Source organism: Bradyrhizobium sp. USDA 4541, assembly GCF_024171085.1.
GTDB lineage: Bacteria > Pseudomonadota > Alphaproteobacteria > Rhizobiales > Xanthobacteraceae > Bradyrhizobium > Bradyrhizobium australafricanum.
In genome coordinates this window covers 7,064,082-7,085,767 of the sequence record NZ_JALJZF010000001.1, presented here as the reverse complement: position 1 = coordinate 7,085,767, position 21,686 = coordinate 7,064,082, and the positions used below count along the sequence as shown (strand labels likewise).

21 protein-coding genes are annotated in these 21,686 nt (G+C 62.3%); 17 read left to right on the top strand and 4 right to left on the bottom strand.

From position 1 onward, the window contains the following. The first annotated feature begins 60 nt into the window (after positions 1–60). The 9 genes from J2R80_RS34375 (at position 61) to J2R80_RS34335 (ending at position 7,330) form a co-directional block, all read left to right on the top strand. Complete coding sequence (locus J2R80_RS34375; RefSeq protein WP_076826329.1) at positions 61–1,398, top strand: TAXI family TRAP transporter solute-binding subunit; 1,338 nt, start codon at positions 61–63, stop codon at positions 1,396–1,398. A gap of 99 nt (positions 1,399–1,497) precedes the next feature. Beyond that, entirely contained in the window at positions 1,498–3,237 is a 1,740-nt protein-coding gene (locus J2R80_RS34370; RefSeq protein ID WP_253640137.1) for a DUF3300 domain-containing protein, read from the top strand. Continuing rightward, entirely contained in the window at positions 3,234–4,166 is a 933-nt protein-coding gene (locus tag J2R80_RS34365; RefSeq protein WP_076826331.1) for a DUF2950 domain-containing protein, read from the top strand. The genes J2R80_RS34370 and J2R80_RS34365 overlap by 4 nt, the downstream gene beginning before the upstream one ends. 29 nt (positions 4,167–4,195) lie before the next feature. Beyond that, complete coding sequence (locus J2R80_RS34360; RefSeq protein ID WP_076826333.1) at positions 4,196–4,618, top strand: hypothetical protein; 423 nt, start codon at positions 4,196–4,198, stop codon at positions 4,616–4,618. A 188-nt stretch (positions 4,619–4,806) separates the two neighbouring features. Next, the gene (locus J2R80_RS34355) at positions 4,807–5,235 is read left to right on the top strand and encodes a universal stress protein (protein ID WP_076826335.1); all 429 of its coding nucleotides are present in this window, start codon (positions 4,807–4,809) and stop codon (positions 5,233–5,235) included. Between the two features lie 53 nt (positions 5,236–5,288). Further along, a complete protein-coding gene (locus tag J2R80_RS34350; RefSeq protein WP_253640136.1) occupies positions 5,289–5,585 on the top strand; it encodes an HdeA/HdeB family chaperone in 297 nt (98 codons plus the stop codon). Beyond that, positions 5,582–5,902, top strand: coding sequence for an HdeA/HdeB family chaperone (locus tag J2R80_RS34345; RefSeq protein ID WP_253640135.1), 321 nt, complete (start codon positions 5,582–5,584; stop codon positions 5,900–5,902). The genes J2R80_RS34350 and J2R80_RS34345 overlap by 4 nt, the downstream gene beginning before the upstream one ends. A gap of 209 nt (positions 5,903–6,111) precedes the next feature. Further along, positions 6,112–6,378 carry a hypothetical protein gene (locus tag J2R80_RS34340; protein ID WP_253640134.1) on the top strand — a complete coding sequence of 89 codons (267 nt, stop codon included), beginning with the start codon at positions 6,112–6,114 and terminating at the stop codon, positions 6,376–6,378. Positions 6,379–6,592: 214 nt separating this feature from the next. Next, positions 6,593–7,330: an outer membrane protein gene (locus J2R80_RS34335; protein WP_057017159.1), complete on the top strand. Its 738-nt coding sequence runs from the start codon at positions 6,593–6,595 to the stop codon at positions 7,328–7,330. A gap of 105 nt (positions 7,331–7,435) precedes the next feature. Here J2R80_RS34335 and aspD read toward each other — a convergent pair whose 3' ends face one another. Next, the gene (gene aspD / locus J2R80_RS34330; RefSeq protein ID WP_253640133.1) at positions 7,436–9,061 is read right to left on the bottom strand and encodes an aspartate 4-decarboxylase; all 1,626 of its coding nucleotides are present in this window, start codon (positions 9,059–9,061) and stop codon (positions 7,436–7,438) included. 366 nt (positions 9,062–9,427) lie between these two features. Here aspD and aspT (J2R80_RS34325) point away from each other — a divergent pair, with 366 nt between their 5' ends. Together aspT (J2R80_RS34325) and aspT (J2R80_RS34320) are read left to right on the top strand one after the other, a co-directional pair. Continuing rightward, positions 9,428–11,119, top strand: a complete 1,692-nt coding sequence (gene aspT, locus J2R80_RS34325) for an aspartate-alanine antiporter (protein WP_076826340.1) — start codon at positions 9,428–9,430, stop codon at positions 11,117–11,119. 26 nt (positions 11,120–11,145) lie between these two features. Further along, entirely contained in the window at positions 11,146–12,840 is a 1,695-nt protein-coding gene (gene aspT, locus J2R80_RS34320) for an aspartate-alanine antiporter (protein WP_076826342.1), read from the top strand. Here the strand turns inward: aspT (J2R80_RS34320) and J2R80_RS34315 are convergent. Next, positions 12,774–13,421, bottom strand: a complete 648-nt coding sequence (locus J2R80_RS34315; protein ID WP_246786804.1) for a cupin domain-containing protein — start codon at positions 13,419–13,421, stop codon at positions 12,774–12,776. The genes aspT (J2R80_RS34320) and J2R80_RS34315 overlap by 67 nt on opposite strands. 265 nt (positions 13,422–13,686) lie before the next feature. Between J2R80_RS34315 and J2R80_RS34310 the strand changes: the two genes are divergently transcribed. The 5 genes from J2R80_RS34310 to J2R80_RS34290 all read left to right on the top strand — a co-directional run bounded on the left by J2R80_RS34310 (position 13,687) and on the right by J2R80_RS34290 (position 17,834). Then, positions 13,687–14,862: an MFS transporter gene (locus tag J2R80_RS34310; RefSeq protein WP_244558757.1), complete on the top strand. Its 1,176-nt coding sequence runs from the start codon at positions 13,687–13,689 to the stop codon at positions 14,860–14,862. Positions 14,863–14,881: 19 nt separating this feature from the next. Then, the gene (locus tag J2R80_RS34305; protein WP_253640132.1) at positions 14,882–15,376 is read left to right on the top strand and encodes a hypothetical protein; all 495 of its coding nucleotides are present in this window, start codon (positions 14,882–14,884) and stop codon (positions 15,374–15,376) included. Between the two features lie 5 nt (positions 15,377–15,381). Next, positions 15,382–15,756, top strand: coding sequence for a hypothetical protein (locus tag J2R80_RS34300; RefSeq protein ID WP_253640131.1), 375 nt, complete (start codon positions 15,382–15,384; stop codon positions 15,754–15,756). Continuing rightward, positions 15,753–17,063, top strand: coding sequence for a tetratricopeptide repeat protein (locus J2R80_RS34295; protein ID WP_057017167.1), 1,311 nt, complete (start codon positions 15,753–15,755; stop codon positions 17,061–17,063). Before J2R80_RS34300 ends, J2R80_RS34295 begins: the two co-directional genes overlap by 4 nt. A gap of 90 nt (positions 17,064–17,153) precedes the next feature. Beyond that, entirely contained in the window at positions 17,154–17,834 is a 681-nt protein-coding gene (locus J2R80_RS34290; RefSeq protein ID WP_168856805.1) for a cupin domain-containing protein, read from the top strand. Between the two features lie 582 nt (positions 17,835–18,416). On the opposite strand, the gene J2R80_RS34285 is transcribed toward J2R80_RS34290, so the two are convergent. Beyond that, positions 18,417–19,499 carry an ROK family transcriptional regulator gene (locus tag J2R80_RS34285; protein ID WP_253641053.1) on the bottom strand — a complete coding sequence of 361 codons (1,083 nt, stop codon included), beginning with the start codon at positions 19,497–19,499 and terminating at the stop codon, positions 18,417–18,419. A 48-nt stretch (positions 19,500–19,547) separates the two neighbouring features. Continuing rightward, on the bottom strand, positions 19,548–20,213 hold the full coding sequence (locus tag J2R80_RS34280; RefSeq protein ID WP_200844587.1) for an SGNH/GDSL hydrolase family protein: 666 nt from the start codon (positions 20,211–20,213) through the stop codon (positions 19,548–19,550). Positions 20,214–20,529: 316 nt separating this feature from the next. Here J2R80_RS34280 and J2R80_RS34275 point away from each other — a divergent pair, with 316 nt between their 5' ends. Then, a complete protein-coding gene (locus J2R80_RS34275; protein WP_168856804.1) occupies positions 20,530–21,603 on the top strand; it encodes an ABC transporter substrate-binding protein in 1,074 nt (357 codons plus the stop codon). The last annotated feature ends 83 nt before the right edge of the window (positions 21,604–21,686 follow it).

Sequence of the window (21,686 nt, the reverse complement as noted above, 5' to 3'; positions counted from 1 at the left end):
CGCTGGCTCAGCGCCGCCGAACCGTTGTCGGCTGGCGCCGAACCGATCGAGTGATGCGCCGTGGATCCCAGCAGGTTGCCGAGGTCATTGCGCATCGCCCTGGTGGCCGGCCTTGTGCTTTTGGCGGGGGGTGCAAGCCTGTTTGCCTATCGCTGGTACGAGCGGCCGACGACCCTGACGATCGCGGTTGGGTCGCTGGACGGCGAGGCCGGGAGGCTGGTCTCGGCGATCGCAGGAAAGTTCGCCCAATCGAAAGCACCAGTCCGGCTCAGCCTGGTCCAGACGCCGGGACCGCTTGAGTCCGCCAAGGCATTCGCGTCCGGAAAGGTGGACCTCGCGGTCGTCCGTGGAGACGTCGGCGATCTATCGCAGGCCCAGGCCGTGATCGTGTTGGCCCACGCCACCGTCCTGTTGGTCGCGCCGCCCGGCGCTGCGATATCTGACGTGGCGGAGTTGAAACGCGTCGCGATCGGTGTGATCGGCGCCGAAGCCAATCAGAAGCTGATCAAGGTGCTGACCGACGAATACGATCTGACGCGCGCGGGCGTGACGTTCAAGCCGCTCGCCCCCGCGGATGCGCGCCGGGCGCTCGACACCAAGGAGGTACGGGCGATCCTGCTCGTCATGCCTTTGACTGAAAAATATCTTTCGCTGCTGCGCAATGTCTTCGCGCGCACCACGCGAGCCGGCCCGGTGATGATCGCCATCGAGTCCGCCGGAGCGATCGCCGAGAAAGAGCGCGCCTACGAAAGCTTCGACGTACCCAAGGGAACCCTGCGCGGCTCGCCGCCTGTTCCTGCTGATGACCTGACGACGCTCCAGACGTCGTTTTATTTGGTAGCACAGAAGAAGCTTGGGAATGACGTGATCAGCGACCTGACGCAGTCGATCATGAACGCGCGGCGAGAGTTGCTCGCCGAACTGCCGGCGCTCTCCCAGATCGCTACGCCTGATACCGACGCGGGCGCCTACATTCCCGTGCATCCCGGGGCGGCTGCGGTCTATGAGGGGACCAGGGAGAGCTTTCTCGATCAATGGGGCAATGCGATCTTCCTGGCGCCGATGATCGCAGGCGGGCTTGCGTCGGTGCTCGCGGCGGCGTGGAAATTTCTCCGCTCGAGCGAGGCACCGAGCCGGAAGGAGGCGCTCGACACGCTTTATGCACTGGCAGGGCGAATTCGGATGGCCAGGCGTGTGTCGGATCTCGAAGAGATCGAGCGCGAAATCGATCAGGTGCTGCGTACGCAGCGCGAGCAGCCGGTCGCGGACGACAAGGCCGAGCGCGCTGTCACGGCGGTGAACGTTGCGGCCCATCGGCTCGAGAACCTGATTCACGACCGCCGCATCCACCTTGCGTCGCGACAGCCGGGCCAGGCCGGAAGCCAGGTCGAAAGCTGAGTCGAAAGCTGAGCCGAAGGACAGTTTCCTTGATCTCGATCAAGGAGGGGAGGGGATCGTGGCCGATGCTGTCGACTGTTGGTGTCGATGGAGGTCGCGATGTTCCGTTGGGGCAAGATTCTGCTCGCGGTTGTGCTGGTGTCGGTGACGTCCGTTGCCGCATTCGCGCAAACGGCTGACAAGCCGCCCGCCCAGACCAGCCCGCCCGCCCAGGCTAGCCAGCCGGCTGCGGCAACCCAGCCGACCGATCAGCTCCTGAAGCCGGAACAGCTGGAAGCCCTGGTGGCGCCGATCGCGCTCTACCCGGACTCGCTGCTCGCCAACGTGCTGGCGGCGTCGACCTATCCGCTCGAGGTCGTGCAGGCCGATCGCTGGCTCAAGGAGCGCAAGAGCCTGAAAGGGGATGCGCTCAAGGCCGAGGTCGACAAGCAGGCCTGGGATGACAGCGTGAAGGCGCTCACCAGCACCGCCGACGTGCTCGCGATGATGAGCGACAAGATCGATTGGACGAAGAATCTGGGCGATGCCGTGCTGGCGCAGCAGCCCGACGTCATGGATGCGATCCAGCGGCTGCGCAGCAAGGCGCAGGCCAACAACAAGCTGGTGACGACCAAGCAGCAGAAGGTCAGCGTCCAGACCCAGGAGAGCAAGCAGGTCATCGTCATCGAGCAGGCCGATCCGAACACCGTCTACGTTCCCTATTACGATCCCGCGACGGTCTATGGCGCGTGGCCCTATGCAGACTATCCGCCGTATTATTTCGGCTATCCGTCCTATATCGGCGCCGGGGTGATCGCGGCAGGTCTTGCCTTCGGCGCCGGCTGGGTGATCGGGCGCTGGGGCAATTATTGGGGCGGCGGCTTCAACTGGGGCAATCGCAACGTCTATGTCAATCATCGGACCACCAACATCGCAAATGGCTGGCAGCACAATCCGGCGCATCGCCAGGGCGTCCGCTACAACAACAGCAATGTCCAGCAGCGCTTCGGCGGCAACGCCAATCGGGCCGGTGCCAGCGATCGGATGAACTTTCGCGGCCGTGACGGTCAGCAGGTTCTCAATCCGGGCGATCGCCAGGGTGCAGATCGCGCAGGTGACCGGGCAGGAGACCGCGGCGGCGACCGTGCGGGTGATCGCGCCGGAGATCGTGCGGGAGATCGCGCTGGAGACCGTGGAGGCGACCGCGCCGGAGACCGTGCGGGCGATCGCGGCAAAGGCGGTGACCGTGCCGGTGCCGCCGATCGCGCCAAGGGCGGCGACCGCGCCGGTGCCGGCAACAAGGCCAAGGGCGGCGGCGATCGCGCCAAGGCCGCCAACCGCGGCAATGCCGGTAACCGCGCAGCAGCGGCGAATCGTGGCGGTGGCAGTCGCGGCGGCGCCATGAACGTATCGTCCGGACGGGCAGCTGCGGCGGCATCGGCGCGCGGGCGATCGAGCATGGCCAGCATGCCGCGCGGCGGCGGCGCAAGTTTTACCGGCCGTGGCGGGGGTGGCTTCCAGGGCGGCGGCGGAGGCGGCTTCCGCGGTGGTGGCGGAGGTGGCGGCTTCCGCGGCGGCGGTGGACGACGCTCCGACATCGCGCTCAAGCACGATATCGAGCTGCTCGGACATCTCGCCAACGGCCTCGGCTACTATCGCTTCTCCTATCTTGGCAGCGACAAGAGCTATGTCGGCGTGATGGCGCAGGAGGTCGAGCAGGTCATGCCGGCGGCGGTGACGCGCGGCGCCGACGGCTATCTCAGGGTCTATTACGACAAGCTTGGGCTCAAGTTCCGCAGCTACAACGACTGGCTTGCCGCCGGCGCGAAGATTCCATCCCCGTCGGAGGCATCACGATGACACGCTCTTCGGACTCGCGACTGGATCGTGTTGCCTCCATCGGCGTGGCCACGGCAACTGTACTTGCTCTGCTGCTGTCTCCGGCGCGCGCCCAGCAAGGCTTCCCCAATCCGGAAGACGCGGCGTCCGCCTTGGCAACCGCCGTCAAGGCCGGCACCAGCCGGGCGATGCTGAAGGTGCTGGGCCGCGATGCCGCCGATATCATCGAGTCGGGCGACGATGTCGCCGACGCCAATGCGCGAGAGAGCTTTCTTTCTGCCTACGACGCCAAGCATTCGATCAAGGCTGACGGCAACAAGAAGGCCACCTTGATTTTGGGGAGGGACGATTTCCCGTTCCCGATCCCGCTCGTCAACAACAATGACGGCTGGAGTTTCGACGCCGCCGCGGGGCGGCGCGAAATCCTCTACCGCAGGATCGGCCGCAATGAGCTGGCCGCGATCCAGACCAGTCTTGCCTATGTCGACGCACAGAACGAATACGCAGAGAAGGATCGCGGCGAGGGTGTGGGCGCCTATGCCCAGCGCATCGTCAGCAGGCCGGGCAAGACGGACGGGTTGTTCTGGCGCGACGACAAGGATCCAAGCCCGCTCGGCGAGCTGGCCGCCCAGGCCGCCGCGGAAGGCTACAAGGTCGGCGAGCAGAGCATGCCGTACCACGGCTACTACTATCGGATCCTGAAGGCACAGGGCTCCGACGCTCCTGGCGGCGCGCTGAACTATGTCGTGAGGGGCAAGATGATCGGTGGATTCGCGCTGGTCGCCTATCCCGCCGAATACGGCAATTCCGGCGTCATGACCTTCCTCGTCAACCACGCAGGCACGGTCTATCAAAAGGATCTCGGCTCACGCACCGATTTCCTCGCCAAGCGCATGATCGCTTTCGATCCGGATCACACCTGGAAGAAAGTGGATCCGGCAAATCCCTGAGCGAGGAGGGGGCTGTGTTGACGCGATCCATGATCCGTTCCGTCGTACTGGCGCTTGTCGCGATGGACCTCTTGGTCGCGCCATGCTTCGCGCAGGCCGTCGGCCACGTCCAGGTCAAGTTCGTGAAGGCCGCGCTCGTCGTGGGCGGCGGCGGCGGCAGCGGCACGTTGACCTACCGCGGGCGGCACTATCGGTTCATCGCGTCCGGCTTCAGCCTCGGCGTGACTGCCGGCGCGTCGGTGACCTGGCTGGAAGGCACCGCTTCAGGCATCAAGGACGTCAACGATTTCGCCGGCAGCTACGCGCTGGTCGGAGCAGGTGGCGCATGGGCTGGTGGCGTAGGCGGGGTGAGCCTGCGAAATGAACACGGCGTGGTTCTGATGCTCAAGGGGCCGAAGGCAGGATTGGAATTCGCTGCCAATCTGGGCGGGCTTACGATCTCGCTGCGTTGAGCTCGGGCTCGATTCGCCCTGCCTCAGTTAGGTCGCAGGTGGAAGGTGCCTCCGCCGCGCGACGACCGGCGTCCGGGGTGCGGCGCTGAGCGATGGATTGATCTATCTCAAGGCCAGGTCCGAGGCTCAGGTTCAGCTTGCATTCGGCGGGCGACGATACGTCATCCAGATAACCGGGAGGTGAAGGCATGTACCGGCACATTCTCATTCCGACAGATGGGTCGGAACTGGCGGAGCAAGGGGTGAAGCACGGGTTGGCGCTGGCGAAATCCCTCGGAGCCAAGGTATCGGTCATCTTCGTCGTTGAGCCGCTCTCTGAAATAGGAGGGCGGTACCGTGATCTGCTCGCGAGATTTGCCGAGATACGCAAGGAAGAGGCCACGAGCGCGCTGGATCGTGCCGCACACGCGGCCAGTGAGGCCGGCGTTCCCTGCGAGACAAGCCAGGTCGAGAGCGCGCACCCCCATCAAGCCATCATCGCAGCAGCCGAGGATAAGGGCTGCGATCTCATCGTTATGTCATCGCACGGGCGCAGCGGGCTCTCCAAGCTTCTCATCGGCAGTGTGACGAACAAGGTGCTGACGCAAGCAAGGACTCCGGTCCTTGTCTGTCAGTGAGCGTGCAGATCGGTGGATAGAAAGTACTGTGCATGGAGCTTGGGAGAAATCGAATGAACAAAATCGCTGTGTGCCTGGCTCTTGCCGGTGCGATGCTGTCGGGCCCGCTGCAGGCGCAGACCAGCATCGATATGGCGCGGATAACCTGCTCGCAATACCTCGCCATGTCCCCGGGCGATTCTTCCGTATTTTCTGCCTGGATGAGTGGCTGGTTCAATCAGAAGAAGGGATACGTCTTCGTCGATCTCAACGCGTATGCGCGAAATGTCGCAAGCGTAAAGGCATGGTGCGCGATTAATCCCACTCAGACCGTGACGGCCGGCCTTGAGCGCTCTACGGCCGGCCAGTGATCAAACAGGGTTGGAAGATAACAATGAAACCATCGATCCTTGCCGTTGCGACCGTTGCACTCCTCGCCACCAGCGTCGTGGCCAAAGCGCAAGTCGTCGTCGATCTGTCCCTCATTACCTGCAAGCAATTGCTGGAGGCGGATCAGGAAAGACAAATGCTGATCAGCTCCTGGATGTCAGGCTATTTCAGCGCATCGAAGAACCTGACCGTCGTCGATTTTCGCTACGTCGAGCGAAACGGCAAGGTCATCGGCAAGTACTGCAAGTCGCACAAGACAGACACCGTGATGAATGCGATGCAAAAGAACTGGCGCTGATCATCGTCGCTGCGATCGCGCGAGCCTTGGAGGGCATTCTTGTCCGTCGCGTCTGCGATGAAGCCGGCGATGCCAACGGTCGGCAGGCTCGTCGCGGTTCACTGGCGCTTCCGATCGAACCGGCTGTCTCTCAATGCCGGCCGCGGCTCCCGTATTTTTACGGTCCGGGCGCTTGACCGAGGTCAAGGCGCGGCCACTGGCAAGATGGTGTGTCGCTAGGGCTGTTCGCTCTCTCCGGTGTCGCGGTGTCGGCCATCTGGTATGTCACTTATGAAATTCGCCGACGTGGTCTGCTGGCTCGAAGGGCGCGCAGTCCTCGCGAGACCAGGACATTTGCCAGCGAATCGGAAGCCAAGGCGTTCGCACGGTCAAAACTGGACGAAGGGCTGGTCGTGTTTGCCGGCACCATCAATCCGCACCTCCCCAGGCAATTGATCCCCTCGCAGAACATCGCCGATTGGCTCGTCGAACAGTGAGTCGGCTCCGGTGCTTCCTCTCCGGCAGCACGAGCTTCGTGCTGCGCCGAATGTTGAAAGCACAGCCCAAGCACGGTGTTGGTTTGCCCTTGAGTGTTGCCATTTTGGCACGCGCCTTTTCGTGACTCACATCTAGGCTTCGATCACTGCCCCGATCGGGCGAGCGCAAGGACTGCTTTTCTCGATTAACGCGAAGAGACCCGGAGATCATTCCATGAAGAGATTTTTGCTTTCTGTCGCCGCGATTATCGGCATGGCCACGCCGGCGTTGTCGGCTGACATGGCCGTCAAGGCGGCGCCTGTGCCGGTCCCTCCGCCGGTCTACAACTGGACCGGCTTCTATATCGGTGCGAATGGCGGTTGGGGTGAGAGCCGCACCTGCTGGGATTTCCTCCCCGCCCTGGGAGGTGTCGTGGCCGACGGGTGCAGCTCGCGCTCCGGTGGCGTTTTCGGCGGACAACTCGGCTATCGCTGGCAGGCAGGCCAGTTCGTCTTCGGCCTGGAAGGGCAGGGTGACTGGGCGGACCTGAAGAGCTCGCGCCTCAGCCTGATCGATCCGAGGTTCTCGACGACAACGAAGACCGACGGACTGGGCCTTTTCACCGGCCAGCTCGGCTGGGCCTGGGATGCCGCGCTGTTCTACGTGAAGGGTGGTGCAGCGGTCACCAGCAATCGCTATGACATCTTTACCACGGTCGGCGGAATCGGGGTCGCGTCGGCGACATCGACCCGTTGGGGCGGTACCGTCGGCGTGGGCTTCGAGTACGGGTTCACCCCGAACTGGTCCGTCGGGCTCGAATATGACCGTCTGTTCATGGGCGATGCCAACAACACGTTCTCGGTGGTCAATCCTATCGTGGCCGGCGCCGCCAACCGGATCGGACAGGATGTGGATCTGCTGACGATCCGCCTGAACTATCGGTTCGGCGGGCCGGTCGTCGCCAGATACTGATCGTCCTGGATGGATGTAATTTAGGCCCCGGCATTCTTGCCGGGGCCTTTCTTTTAGTTTTGGCGGCTACCGGACCAAATGCCCGATGCGCGGCAAGCGCCGCTGTCAGCGTTTTGCGGCTCCGCCCTTCGCTGCCTCGTAGGCGTCACGATAGCCTCTGGCGATGGTCCGAACGCCGCGCCCGATGTCGTCATAGACATCGTCAGGCAGGTTCGCGAGCGAGACGCGAAGCGACCATTCGGGCGCATCGAATCCGCCGCCGTTCAACAGCACGATCCCGTGGGCTTCAGCCAGCCTGAACGCCAGGTCCAGCGGGTGGACGGTTTTCTTCAGGTATTCAACCGCGTCGTCGCCGATATTCTTTCGGGCCCAGAACTCGAAATCGATCAGGGCGTAGTAGGCATCATAGTTCGGATTCGGGCTCAGCTTGTCGGCCAGCCCGAGGCCGTCGAGCATCGACCACAGGCGCTTGTTGACGATCTCCATGCAGGCGGCCTGATAGGCCTTCTTTTCGTCCATCATCTCCGCGAGCGAGAACAGGCTCATCATCACCTGCTGCGGCAACGACAATCCCGCAGTGTGATTGAGCGCCACGTCGCGGCTGTCGGCGACGATGCGGTCGATCAGTTTGAGCTTGCGCGGTTCGAGCGTAAGCGGCCCGTAGCGCTTGTCGAGCGCCTTCACGGCCTCGTCCGGAAGCTTGGCGATCATCTTGTCGAAGATGTTGTCCTCGTGGATGGCGATCGCGCCGAGCCGCCATCCCGTGCAGCCGAAATACTTCGAATAGGAGTAGACGCCGATGGTGTTGTGCGGCAGCTCGCCCAGCAGCGAACGGAAGCCGTGCACGAAGGTGCCGTAGACGTCGTCGGTGAGGATCATCAGGTCGGGGCGCTTGGTCCTGACCAGATTGGCCAGCTTGGCAACCGTCTCCTTGCTCAACGCCATCCCCGGAGGGTTGGACGGATTGACCACGAAGAAGGCCTTGATCTTCGGATCCTCCAGCTTCTTGATCTCCTCGTCGGTGAACTGGAACTTGTTCTCCTGCGGAGCCCTGATCTGAACCACCTTCAGGTCGTAGTCTTCCAGGTGCGTCATCTCGATGTAGGGCGTGAAAATCGGCGTCGCCAACGCGATCGTATCGCCGGGCACCAGCAGCCGGTTGGCCTTCAGCGACTTGAAGAGGTAGCACATCGCCGCCGTGCCGCCCTCGACCGCATAGATGTCGAATTTTCCGGCCGGCCGGGGCTCGCCGCAAACCGCCCACATCAGGTATTCGTGCACGATCTTTTCGTTGTGCACCAGCATGCGGTCCGGCACCGGGTAATTGTCGCCGATGATCGAATCGACCAGCTCGTGGACGAACGCGTCGGGGTTGAAGCCGAATTTCTTGATCGCAAAGGGCAGCATGTCGGTCAGGAAGCTCGCGCCCGGCATGTCCTTGTGCTGCTTGAGCCAGGCCTCGAACCGCCCGGCAATGCCGTTTGCCTGGGGCATGCCGCCGATGCCCGCCGGATGCTCCATCACCCGCTTGCTCTCGGTGATGGCGAATTGTCCCAGCAGGAAGAAGCCTTCGCGCGGCGTCGTGGCCACCCAATTCGGATTGCCCCGCCCGGCGTTCAGGAACGGCATCTGGCTCCGCTTCGAATTGCTCTTGGCGAGGGTGATCAGTTCGTCCTTGATTTCGAAGGGGCTCAACGCCTCGAATTTCTTCAGGGTCAGAAGATCGGCCATTTGACACTCCCGGGGGCGATGCAGGCTGTTGGAATGGTGGCGACAGGCTCTGTTGCCTGCGCAATCGCGCGCAGCATGATCGGCGACCGGTTACGAGCCTTGATCTATGTCAACGGTCACGCGCAGCGCGATGCGATCGCTGCGACGGATCGCCGCTCACGATGTAAGTGCGCGGCACGTGCGTAGTGTCGGCAAGATCATGAAATCGCGAGGCTCTCGCAGTTGCGGTTGACATAGATCAACATTCTGCTCGCCAACCGCCGTCTGATGTCGACCGATACGGTTGCTCGCCCTTTTCGGCACCCCCCGCACGAGATCGAAGCGGGCGCACGCCGAAGCCCCGGGGCAGCATGAACGGGTGACATCATGATCGATTGGCTCTTCCAGACGCTCCGCACCTATCCCGAAATTGCGATCTTCCTCTCGCTGGCCCTGGGCTACTATTTCGGTTCCTTCACCTATAAGGGGCTTGGACTGGGCGCGGTCACCGCGACACTGGTTGCCGCTGTCATCATCGGCCAGATCGGGATCACCATATCAGGGCCGCTGAAACCGTTCTTCTTTCTGATGTTCCTGTTTGCAATCGGTTACGGTGTCGGACCGCAATTCGTGCGCGGTATCGCGCAGGACGGCGTCCCGCAGGCGATTTTCGCGGCCGTGGTCTGCGTCTTCTGTCTGCTGTCCGCCTATCTCGGCGCCAAGGTCGCCGGTTACGACGTCGGATCGGCGATCGGGCTCTATGCCGGCTCGCAGACGATCTCCGCGTCGATGGGACTCGCGACCGACGCCATCAATCGCCTTGGTCTGCCCGCGGACGAAGCCAAGAAGCTGCTCGATGCCATGCCGGTCGCCTATGCCGTGACCTATATCTTCGGCACGGTTGGGTCGGCGATCGTGCTGGCGCTGCTCGGACCGGCGCTGCTCGGGATCGATCTCGAAGCCGCGTGCAAGAAATACGAGGAGGAGCATGGCGGCAAGAAGGAGCTGGGCGGCCCAGGGACGGCCTGGCACCAGTTCGATGTGCGCGCCTATCGCGTTCATGAGCGCGGACCCGTCGCCGGCAAGACCGTCGGGCAGGCCGAGGCGCTGCTTCCCGATCATCGCATCTTCGTCCTCCGGCTCCGGCAAGCCGGCAAGATCGCGGAGGCAACCTCCGACACCGTGATACATGCCGGCGATGTCGTCGCCGTCGCCGGGCGCCGCGATGTGCTGGTGCAGCTGATCGGCGAGCAGGCCGAGGAAGTTGACGATCGCGAGCTGCTGGCGGTGCCGATCGAAGGTGTCGATGTCTACGTGACCAGCAAGGACGTCGACGGCAAGACGCTGGAGCAACTGGCCAAGGAACCGGGCGCTCGCGGCGTATTCCTGCGCAAGATCGCCCGGGGGGCGATCGCGACCGAGATTCCGATCCTGCCGAACACCAAGATCAATCGGGGCGACATCCTCACCCTGGTCGGCCGCACGTCCGATGTCGCTGCCACCACAAAGATGCTGGGCCGGCCGGACCGTGCAACCGATGTTGCCGACGTCGCCTTCATCGGAGCTGCGATCGCGATCGGCGCCCTGGTCGGCGCCTTCGTCTACAAGATCGGAAGCGTGCCGCTGACGTTGTCCACCTCCGGCGGCGCATTGATCTCAGGTCTGTTCTTCGGCTGGCTCCGGTCCGTGCACCCGACCTTCGGCCGCATCCCGTCACCCACCGTGTGGTTTATGAACTCGGTCGGCCTGAACGTCTTCATTGCCGTGGTCGGAATCTCCTCGGGCCCGGGATTTGTCGCCGGCCTGCAAAAGCTCGGCTTCAGCCTGTTCCTTTGGGGCGTCGTCGTGACCACCGTGCCGCTGATCCTGGCGATGTTTGTCGGCAAATACGTGTTCCGCTTCCACGACGCGATCCTGCTCGGATGCTGCTCCGGCGCGCGCACCACGACCGCTTCGCTGGGCATGATCAACGACCGAGCGAAGAGCCAGATTCCCGGTCTTGGTTACACCGTCACCTACGCGGTCGGAAACACGCTGCTGACGATCTGGGGCATGGTGCTGGTGATGATGATGACATAGTCGCGGCCCGGGACCGTGTTGAGACGATGTTGAGCTGGCTGGCGCAATTTCTCGTTCGTTATCCGGAGCTCGCGCTGTTCCTGGTGATCGCGGCGGGCTACTGGATCGGGAGCTTCAAGATCGGCGCTTTCAGCCTTGGCCCGGTGACGGGCGCGCTGTTCGCAGGACTCGCGGTCGGCGATTTCGCGCATGTGCCCGTCTCGAGCATGACCAAATCGTTCCTGTTCCTGCTGTTCCTGTTCGGGGTCGGCTATTCGGTCGGTCCGCAATTCGTGCTGGCGATGAAGCGCGACGGGCTGAAGCCCATGCTGATGGCCGTTGTCGTGAGCCTCACCGGTCTTGTGGCGGCGATCGTCGTGGCACGCGTGCTGCGGCTCGACCCCGGCTTTGCCGCCGGGCTCCTGTCGGGCGCGCTCAGCCAGAGCGCTGCAATGGGTACGGCGACCGACGCGGTCAATTCCCTGCCTGTGTCCGAGGCACAGCGCGCGTTGTTTGTCTCGCATATCGCGGTCGCGGATGCGGTCTGCTACATCTTCGGCTATGCCGGCGTGATCACGTTTTGCACCATTGTCGTTCCGGCGCTGCTCAAAATCGATCTGAAGGCGGAGGCGCTCAAGCTAGAGCAGACCCTGGGCATCACGCGCGCCAAGCCCGGCCTCGCGTCGGCCTGGCGCAAGTTCGAACTGCGCGCCTACCGGCTGGATGCTCACGCTGCGATCGTCGGACTGACAGTTGCGGCCGCCGAAACGCGCGTGCCCGGGCAGCGTGTATTCATCCACCGCATCCGTCGCGGCGAGCGCGTCCTCGAGGCGGAGCCTGCAACGGTGCTGGCGGCAGGCGATGTCGTCGCGCTGTCGGCGCCGCGCCAGATCATCGTCGAACTGATCGGACCGCGCGGGGAGGAGGTCGAGGACCGGGAGCTCCTCGATATCCCCGTGGTCGCGGCGGACGTGTTCCTGATCAACGCGAAGCTCGCGGGCAGCAGCCTCCAGCAGGCGTCTGAACAAGACTGGACGCGCGGCCTTTATCTGCGCTCCATGAGCCGGGGCGGTGAAGCGCTTCCGATCGCTGCGGGCACGGTTCTGGAGCGCGGCGATCTGCTGAGCATCGTGGGTCCTGAAACCGTGGTGCAGAATGCGGCCAAGAGCATCGGCGTCATCGTCGCGCCCAGCACCACGATCGATTTCGTGGTGCTGGGGCTCGCGATTTTCCTCGGCGGCCTCCTTGGCGTTCTCATAAGCTTTTCGGTTGGCGGCATCACGATCTCGCTGAGCACCAGCGTCGGCACGCTGCTCGCCGGACTTCTGGTCGGCTACCTCCGTACGCGTCTGCCGTATTTCGGCCGGATCCCCGACGGCGCCATCAGCCTGATGACATCGCTCGGACTGGCTGCGTTCGTCGGCCTGACCGGGATTCATGCCGGGCCGATCTTCCTTTCCGCGATACGCGAGTCGGGCATCGGGCTGCTGCTGGGCGGCATGATCGTCACCCTGTTGCCGCAGATCGTCGGCTTCTGCTTCGGCCATTTCGTGTTGCGCATGAACCCGATCCTCCTGCTCGGTGCGCTGACTGGAGCACAGACGGTCACGGCCGCGATGGCGGCCATTCAGGAGCGCTCGGGCAGCTCCGTGGTGGTGCTTGGCTACACGCCCGCCTATCCGATCTCCAATATTCTGCTGACGACCTGGGGATCGATCATGGTCGTTGTTTTCGCTGGATGACGGGGCAGGGACGGCTCGCGCCTACCTCGCCATTGAGAGCGGCGCACAAGCGAGCGTCCCCCTGGTCCGGACGACCGTATTCCGCCTGTTCCGAACTGAACCGCGGTTTCCAACGAGTCCCTGCGGCCAGGATCGGCGTAGAGGGTTTCACAGAGGGCCAGCAAGCCCGGGTGGGTGGGCCAAGGTAACGCTGCCGAGATCGGCGTCGCCCGCCGCAACTGATCGAGGATGAGCGCGATAACGCGGTCGGCGTAGCGACGATCCTCGCTTTTCAGCGACGCGGCTTCCACGATGAGCGTCCGCAGGAGCGGGGACACATGGATGACGGTCGTGCGCGAAGTCATGCCTTGGCTGGCAGCATTGGCGACCCAGAGGCTCCGGAATTCCGCTCCCATCAGCGAGCCGACCGAATGCTTCGTACCGGCCGGCAGCCAGACGGCCTGTTCCGGAGAAATGACGACGCGCCGTCCATCCGCCTTCACGGTGAGCGCGCCTGAGATCGCGTAGACCAGCTGATTCCAGCTGTGACTGTGTTCGGCGAAGTAGCTCCTCGCGGGAAGAGACTGCACCCGAACGATCAAAGGCTTCGGTGATCCGAGGCCCTGCGGGGCATCGACCGTCTTCCAGCCGGCATTCCCTGGCGAAATGTGACGTTACATCGACATAAATTGGCAATCTGTAGAAGGAAAAGTCCAGCGATTTCTCCTTAACTCCGACGCGGTGATCCACGGCCCGGTGGATCGGCCACTGGTCTGATCGACGTCCCATCGACGGACATCTAACGGCGGAGCAAGCCGCAACGTGAACTTCAATTTTTCCGTTCCCACCCATGAGGCGCCGACCGCCATTCGCCGCGAGCGCAACAATGTCGCAAGGCTGGCTGTCGCCCAGGCTTTCGCAGGCGCCAATTCCACGGTCGTCTACGCAACCGGGGCCGTGGTCGGCGACATGCTGGCGCCCACCAAGGCACTTGCGACGCTGCCGGTCTCGGTTTTTGTCGTCGGCATGGCTCTGTGCACGCTGCCGGCGGGCGTTGTCGCGCAGCGCTATGGCCGGCGCACGACATTCCTGCTTGGTGCAGGCAGCGGCGTCCTCGCAGGCTTGATTGCGGTCCTGGCGGTACTCAACGCGTCATTCCCGCTATTCTGCGCCGGGACCTTCTTTGGCGGCGTCTACGCGGCCGTGGTGCTCTCGTTCCGCTTTGCGGCGGTCGATTGCGCAGCACCTGAACGGCGTCCGCGCGCGCTCTCGGCCGTGATGGCTGGCGGTGTGTTCGCCGGTGTGATCGGTCCACAGCTTGTGACGCACACCATGAATCTGTGGGCGCCGTACCTCTTTGCCGCGACGTTTGTCGGCCAGGCGGTGGTTGCGGCGCTCTCCGCGGTTATTCTGGCGGGCGTTGAGCTTCCTCCGCTGACTGCAACGCATCTCAACGCCGGAAGGCCGCTCGCTGTCATTGCCCGGCAGCCGCGCTTTATCCTGGCCGTGATCTGCGGGGTCGTCTCCTACCTGCTCATGAATTTCCTCATGACCGCAGCCCCGCTGGCGATGAAGCTCTGCGGGCTGCCTCAGGAATCGGCCAATCTCGGTCTGCAGTGGCACGTCATTGCGATGTACGCCCCGAGTTTCTGGACCGGCCGCTTGATCACGCGCTTCGGCGCATCCGCGATCGTCGCGGTCGGGCTGGTATTGATTGCGGCCTCTTCGTCGGTGGGCCTGCTCGGGATCGATGTCGTGCATTTCTGGGCGACGCTGAGCCTGCTCGGGATCGGCTGGAACTTCGGCTTCATCGGCGCCTCCGCGATGGTTCTGGAGTGCCATCGTCCCGAGGAAAAGGCGCGCGTTCAGTCGCTCAATGACTTCGTGGTCTTCGGCACGATGACCGTCGGCTCCTTCCTGTCGGGCGGGCTGCTGTCGTCCTTCAGCTGGTCGACCGTCCTGATGCTGTCGTTCGCACCACTCGTCGCCGCATTGCTGGCACTCATCGGCTTTTCATACCGGCCCACCGCACGACCAAGCTAGCGTCTCGAGGAGAATCCACATGAGCGTAGCGGAAACCCCGGTTCAATATATGGAGCGAACGCGCCAATATTACCGTGCCCTTGGTTACGACAACGACTATGTCTGGGCGAGGTTTGATGATGTCCCTTTCATCAAACCTGCCAAACTGTCATCGGATCTGCGTATCGCACTGATTACCACGGCCAGTCCGCCGGATTTTGACGGCGTCAAACGGGTGTGGTCGGGTGAGGTTTCGCCGCCGCCCGGGAAGCTGTTTACCGACAACGTTGCGTGGGACAAGGAGTCGACCCACACCAATGATCCGGGCAGCTTCCTGCCGGTAGAAGCCGCTTTTGGATTGGTCGGCGAGGGCGCCCTTGTCGGACTGACCCGGCACTTTCACGGCGTGCCGGCAGAATACAGCCAACGGAAAACGAACGCGGAGGATGCACCTGAAATCCTGGCACGGGTTCGAAAAGACGGGGCTGATGCTGCGATCCTTTGCCCCCTTTGCCCGTGTGTCATCAGACCGTAAGCTTGGTGGCCCGGCATCTGGAAGCGAACGGCATTCCGACGGTCATTGTCGGCTCGGCGCAGGATGTCGTGGAGCACTGCGGCGTGCCACGGTTCTATTTCAGGGATTTCCCGCTGGGCAATCCTTGCGGGCATCCTTGGCGACCGGACATGCAGCGCGAAATCATGCGCCAGGCGCTCGCCCTTTTTGACACGGCGACGGCGCCGCGAACGACTGTGAAAGCGCCATTTGCGTGGAAGGAGGAGGGTTCCCTTTGGCGGCCCCGGTATGGAAGAGTAAATCCAGAGGATCGCGAGCGGCTGCTCAAGCTGGGTGACGAGCGCCGCCGGCGGCAAGCCAAGGCCAAGCAGGTTTCCATGGAGGGAGTGTCATCAAAATGACCGAGAGTTCGATGGGAAATCGGGTGGGCGTTCTTGAAGACCGGTACGGCAACCCCTTGAGCACAAGCTCTGCCGCCGCCCGCGACGCATATGTCGCCGGCGTCGACAAGCTGCTCTCGGCTGGGTCGGGGATTGACCAGGCATTCCGCGACGCGATCGCCGCCGACGAAGGTTTTGCTCTGGCGCACATTGCGCTTGCGCGAACCCTGCAACTGCTCGGTCGCGGCAACGAAGTCAAAGCGCCGCTCGAACGCGCGATCGCGCTGGCGCCTGCTACGACTTCGCGCGAGCAAGGTCATATTGCGATCTTTGCCAAGATCCTGAGTGGTCAAGGCGCTGCGGCGGTTTCGGCGATCGCCGAACATATCAAGCACTGGCCGCGCGATGCCATGGTGCTGGCACCGGCCACCGGTGTCTTCGGCTTGATCGGCTTCTCGGGCAAGTCCGGCCGCGAGATTGAGCAACTGGCGATGCTGGAGCCGCTTGCAACCCATTACGGCGATGACTGGTGGTTTCGAACCGTGCTCGCGTTTGCCGAAATCGAGCTGCACAGGCTCGACAGTGGTTTCAGGAATATCGAGACCGCACTTCGTGGTTGTCCCCGCAACGCTCACGCTGCGCATATCAAGGCCCATCTGTTCTATGAGAAGGGACAGCGCGAGGAGGGGCTGGCTTATCTCGAGCAATGGAACGCCGCTTACCCACGCGAGGCGCAACTGCATTGCCATATCAGTTGGCATCTTGCCCTGTGGTCGCTGGAGACCGGCAGGCGGGATCAAGCCTGGCAGATCTATCGTGAGGCGCTGCATCCGGGCGGCTCATGGGGGCCGCAAATCAATGTCCTCACCGATTGCGCCTCGTTCCTTGCGCGCGCCGAGATGGCGGGCGAGCCGCGATATCCGGAACTGTGGAGCGAGATCAGCCAGTATGCGGCGAAGTGGTTTCCCAACTCGGGGATCATCTTTGCCGACATGCACAGCGCGCTCGCCTTTGCAATGGCCGGCGATGCGGAGGCCTTGGCCAGGATCATCGAGAACCCGAAGGGACCCGCCGCGGACATGGTGGTGCCCATCGCGCGCGGGTTCGATGGTTTGGCCAAGGGGGACTGGACACGCGTCGTCGATGAGCTAACGCCCGTCCTGGCAACCCATGAAAGGGTTGGAGGCAGCCGCGCGCAGCGCGACCTGCTGGAATATTCCGTGACTTGCGCCTTGCTGCGCAGTGGTCGCGCCGACGAGGCGCGGCGGCTGATCGCGTCACGACGACCGCAGAATGCGGCGAGCGGCGTTCCGCTCGCGGGGTTCTGAACGTGTCCTGGTTTAGGACCTGCGCTGGTCAAGAGATCCGAAATGGAGAAGCGGTGGGTTTCGGATAGCGCAGCCTGAGGGAGAGTAACGATGCGCATCAACGATGATCTGTCGAAGCCTGTTATCGTTCACGCCTCGAAGCTGGACTGGGTGGCGAGTCCGTCGGCCGGCGTGGATCGGCGCATGCTGTTCCGCATTGGCGCCGAGGTCGCGCGCGCCACCTCGATCGTGCGCTATGCTCCCGGTAGCGCCTTCCCGCGTCATACGCATGGCGGTGGAGAAGAGATTGTCGTCCTTGAAGGTACCTTTCAGGATGAGCATGGCGACTATCCCGCGGGCAGCTACTTCCGCAACCCTCCGGGGACGTCACATGTTCCCGCCTCGAAGGACGGCTGCACAATCTTCGTGCGGCTCTGGCAGTTCCGGGACGAGGACCGGACCCAGGTCGTGCGTCAGCCAGGTGAGGGCCAACAGGTTGCGCCGCGCCCCGGTGCAAGCAACGTCAGCGTGCTATTTGACGACGGCCACGAAGAGGTCCGCCTTGAAGACTGGCGGCCGGGTGAAATCGTCAGCCTTGCGAACGCGCGCGGGCTCGAGTTCTTTGTTCTATCGGGGGGACTAACGATCGGGGGCGAGACGCTGCAGCCGCAGGGCTGGGGTCGGCTACCCGCCGGCGTCGACCTGAAAGCGACGGTGGGCCCGCAGGGCGCGAAAATCTGGGTCAAGGAGGCGCCGCTGCTGCATCCGGATGTCTGTCGACTTCCCGGGTAGCCGGTACAGTTCTGACCGCCTCCGTTGAGCTCCCTGCAATGGCGAAGCTACTTTGCATGGGGTTGTTTTCGATATTTTGGTTGGGCCGGCCTGTTTCGGCCGGGCAGCGCTCCGAAACATCATGTTGCATTGAACCGATGTTGCGGCTAGGCAATTGAGATGACATGGAAATTTTCCGTCGCCCCGATGATGGATTGGAGCGAGAGTTTAAGCTTTTCAACCGGTTAGATGATGGCGTGTGCACGACGTGTGCACCGGGAGATCGAGAAAAATCTCAACACAGCCAACGTGCGCAGGCCTGTGGCGCATGTGCCTGGATCTGAACTTCCGAGGGCAGGGCGAGGCGAGTGCTTAAGTGCGGTCTCAGCTGTTCGACGCGGAATGGTCGAAAACCGTGGGTTTGACTCCCACTCTCTCCGCCATTTTTACGATCTCGTGCGCTAGTCTTCGACTCTGTACTATTTTACGCGCGGTAGCGCGCTGGCGACGCGAGCATAGGGTGTCTAAGCCACGGCTTTGATCTGCGCCAGGAGTTGAACACCACGCGATCCTTACGCAGGTAAGAGATCGGTGTGACGCTCCCTACTGCACCATAAAGCGCGAGTGGTATGGCAAATTGGCTGCGCCGACAGCCTTTGGCGCGACAGAGTTCGCTCCGTAGAGGAAATTCACCTCAGGGACCTCCTCATGAAGCTGGGAGCACAGGGCTTCTCCGAGTTTCGGTGGTGCGTAGCTCGAGACGACCACGGAGTTGAAACTGACAAAGCTCAGGAGGGAGCGAACTGATCCGACGAACTGGCGACAGCATAGGCGGCGCCATTCGGCGTAGTACTCCGCGGCAGCCTTCGGCAGGGTTTTGGATCCGATGTCATTGAGCACGAGCCCATGCCGCTTCAATTCCTCTCGCAAACGCTGCAGTCCGACGTCGTGGCTCATGCCGAATCTCCCCCTGTGAATCTGATAGTTCAGGACTAGGCGGCTATGCAGGTGAGAGCCCAGATAGAAGAAGAGAAAATCGGGCAGGGAGCGCGCCACGCCGAACAGGCTTTCCCCGCCCGCAGCCGCCGTAATATCATCCTGGATGTACACGGAAAGATTGAGGGTACTCTCGATGCTGGCTTGCAGATCTACCAGATCGCTCCCCAAGAGATCTCTCACGTGGTGTGGTGAGCCCGCCTCGTTTGGAGCCGCCAGTCCAATGCCAGCAACCCGGGTGCGGTACGAGGACGGAAGGGCCTGTAGAGCCTCCTCGATCTTTACAGCGAGCACGCCAGTTCCACGCAAGGCGGAGTATGGATGGGCGGCGTGGTGTTGAACCTGTCCGATGAAATCGATGATGGCAATGTCGGTCTCGCTCTCGCCGAAGCTCACACCGATCGAGAAGGCTCCTTTTGGATTGAGCGAGAGGGGAATGGTCGGCGGGCCGACCCGACCACGCTGCGCCTCCCCTTTCGAGACGAGACCTTCCTGCTCCAGTGAACGCACGATGACGGATACTGTCTGCGCGGAAAGGCCGGTCTTTTCTCCGATTTCGAGACGTGAAATTCCGGCGCTCTGCAGCAGCAATGAGAGCACAAGTCGTTCATTGTAGCTTCTCACGCTGGGCGCATTCAGGCCGCTCGCCCGGTCTGCGATCCGCAGCGGGTTTGGTGGCGCAAATCGCATGTCAGGCAAGGAACTGCTCCTCTCAGAAGAATTCAGGCAGGGATTTGCTCAGCGCTGAGAATCACCAGCCGGCCATCCGATCGCATCGATCTCCTGCGCCAGCGCTACCCCAAGTGCGCGATGCGCGCCGGCGTTGAGATGAAATCCGTCTGCTTCATCGCATTGGCATACCGTCCCTGCGTTGAAAAAATGCACGCCCAGGGAATCCGCCATGATTTCGAATTCAAGGCCGAGCTGTCGTGACTTCTCCGGTCCCCCCGCAAAGATTGATTTCCACTCCTTGATGTCATCTAGCATAGGGGGAGGGGCGACGATCATGATCTCGGGCACGCTTCCACCCGGCCCTGGCGCCAATTCTCGTATGTCGTAGATCAAACATCCCATTCCCATTGCGACCTCCGAAGGTGGCTTGTTGAATCGCACCTTGAGGTCATTGGTGCCGAGCATGATGATCACGAGATCGAGGATCGTGTGGCTTTGGATGCACGGGCGTAGATACGTCCGACCGTTCTTGTGAGTGCCCTCGATGGGGTCGTCATGAACGGTCGTCCGTCCGCTCAACCCCTCTTCGATGACGTACCATCTCGACCCAAGTTCGGCCTGAAGCACACCCGGCCATCGGGTGGCGCGATCGTAGCGTTCGAGCGGCCCGCGCCCCGGTATTTGGCCGTGAGTATTGGAATCGCCGAAACATAGAACCGAACGCACCCGCATGGTCCTGAATCTCCGTGCTTTTTCGGTCCTACATTGTCCTCACCACCGAAAGTGTGCAATAAACCAATTGATCATTCAATCTGAATAACTATTGACAAACGACGTTTCACTGTGCACTCGTAAGCTGGCGGCGGACTGAAAGCCCGTCAGCATTGGGAGTAGAACACCAAGAGGCAGCTCTTCGTCGAGAGGAGCCGATCCATCGACTTGAATGGATCTGACAACGTCGTCCGTCGCGGGAAGGCGCGCGCCGGCCTGCGCTCTGCTTCCCTCTACTGAAAAGAATTGCGCATCGCGTGCGGTGAAGGAGGGATTCATGCACCAAGGATTGAGATTAGTCGCAGGGCTGATCGCTGCGACGTTGGTCAGTTGGACGGAAGCTCGCGCACAGGAAGTGAATCTGATGCAGGGTGTCATGCCGCGGCCAGGCGATGAGCGCGTCACGGCGCCGAATCAGTTCAAAAAGGACGGTCCATGGAAGATCGGCATGAGCCATTTCGGCGTCAATGCCAACACCTGGACAGTCCAGATGGCACACGACGCGGAAGCGGCCGCCAAGCTCGACAAAAGAGTCGGTCAATTCATTCTTCTGGACGCCAATATAAGCCAAGCCAAGCAGGTCGCCGATATCGAAGATCTAATCGCGCAGAAGGTCGACGCGATCATCGTGACGCCGCTGACGCCGACCTCTGCCGATGCCGGCATTGAAAAAGCGGTCGCCGCCGGCATCCCCGTCATCGTGCACACCGGTCTTACCGAGACTGACAAGTACACCGTCGATATCCAGGGAGGGGGGGTCCACTTCGGAAAGGTGATGGGGGACTTCCTTGTCAAGCAACTCGGTGGCAAGGGAAATATCTGGGTCCTGCGTGGACTGCCGGCGCACCCCGAGGACATCAACCGCTACAAGGGCCTTCTGGAATCGATCAAAGGTACTGACGTCAAGATCATCGCGGAAGATGCCGGCAAGTGGCAATATGACGTCGGCAAGCAGGTGTGCGAGACCCTTTATCTGAACAATCCGAAGGTCGACGGTATCTGGTCATCGGGTGCCGATATGACCCGCGCCTGTGTCGATGTCTTCCAGCAGTATGGCGCGAAGATTCCGCCAATCACGGGCGAGGGCAACAACGGCTTTTTCGCCCGTTGGATCGAGCTCGGCTTCCCTTCCATCTCGCCGGAGTATGGACCGGAACAGGGGGCGGCTGGCGTGCGCGCCGTGGTCGCTTTGCTTGAGGGCAAGCAACTCCACAAGCGGTACATCTATGAGCCCGAAGGCTGGGATCTGGAGAAAGCCAAGAAATTCTACCGCAAAGATCTGAGCGCGAACGTCTGGTTTCCGACCAGCCTGACGGAGCAAGATCTGCAGAGGTACTACGGCAAGCGCTGATCTTTGCCGGTGCCGGCGCTCATTCTTGTGCGCCGGCACCCACCTTCCATCAATACAAGCATTGGATCGAAGCGTGACCACAC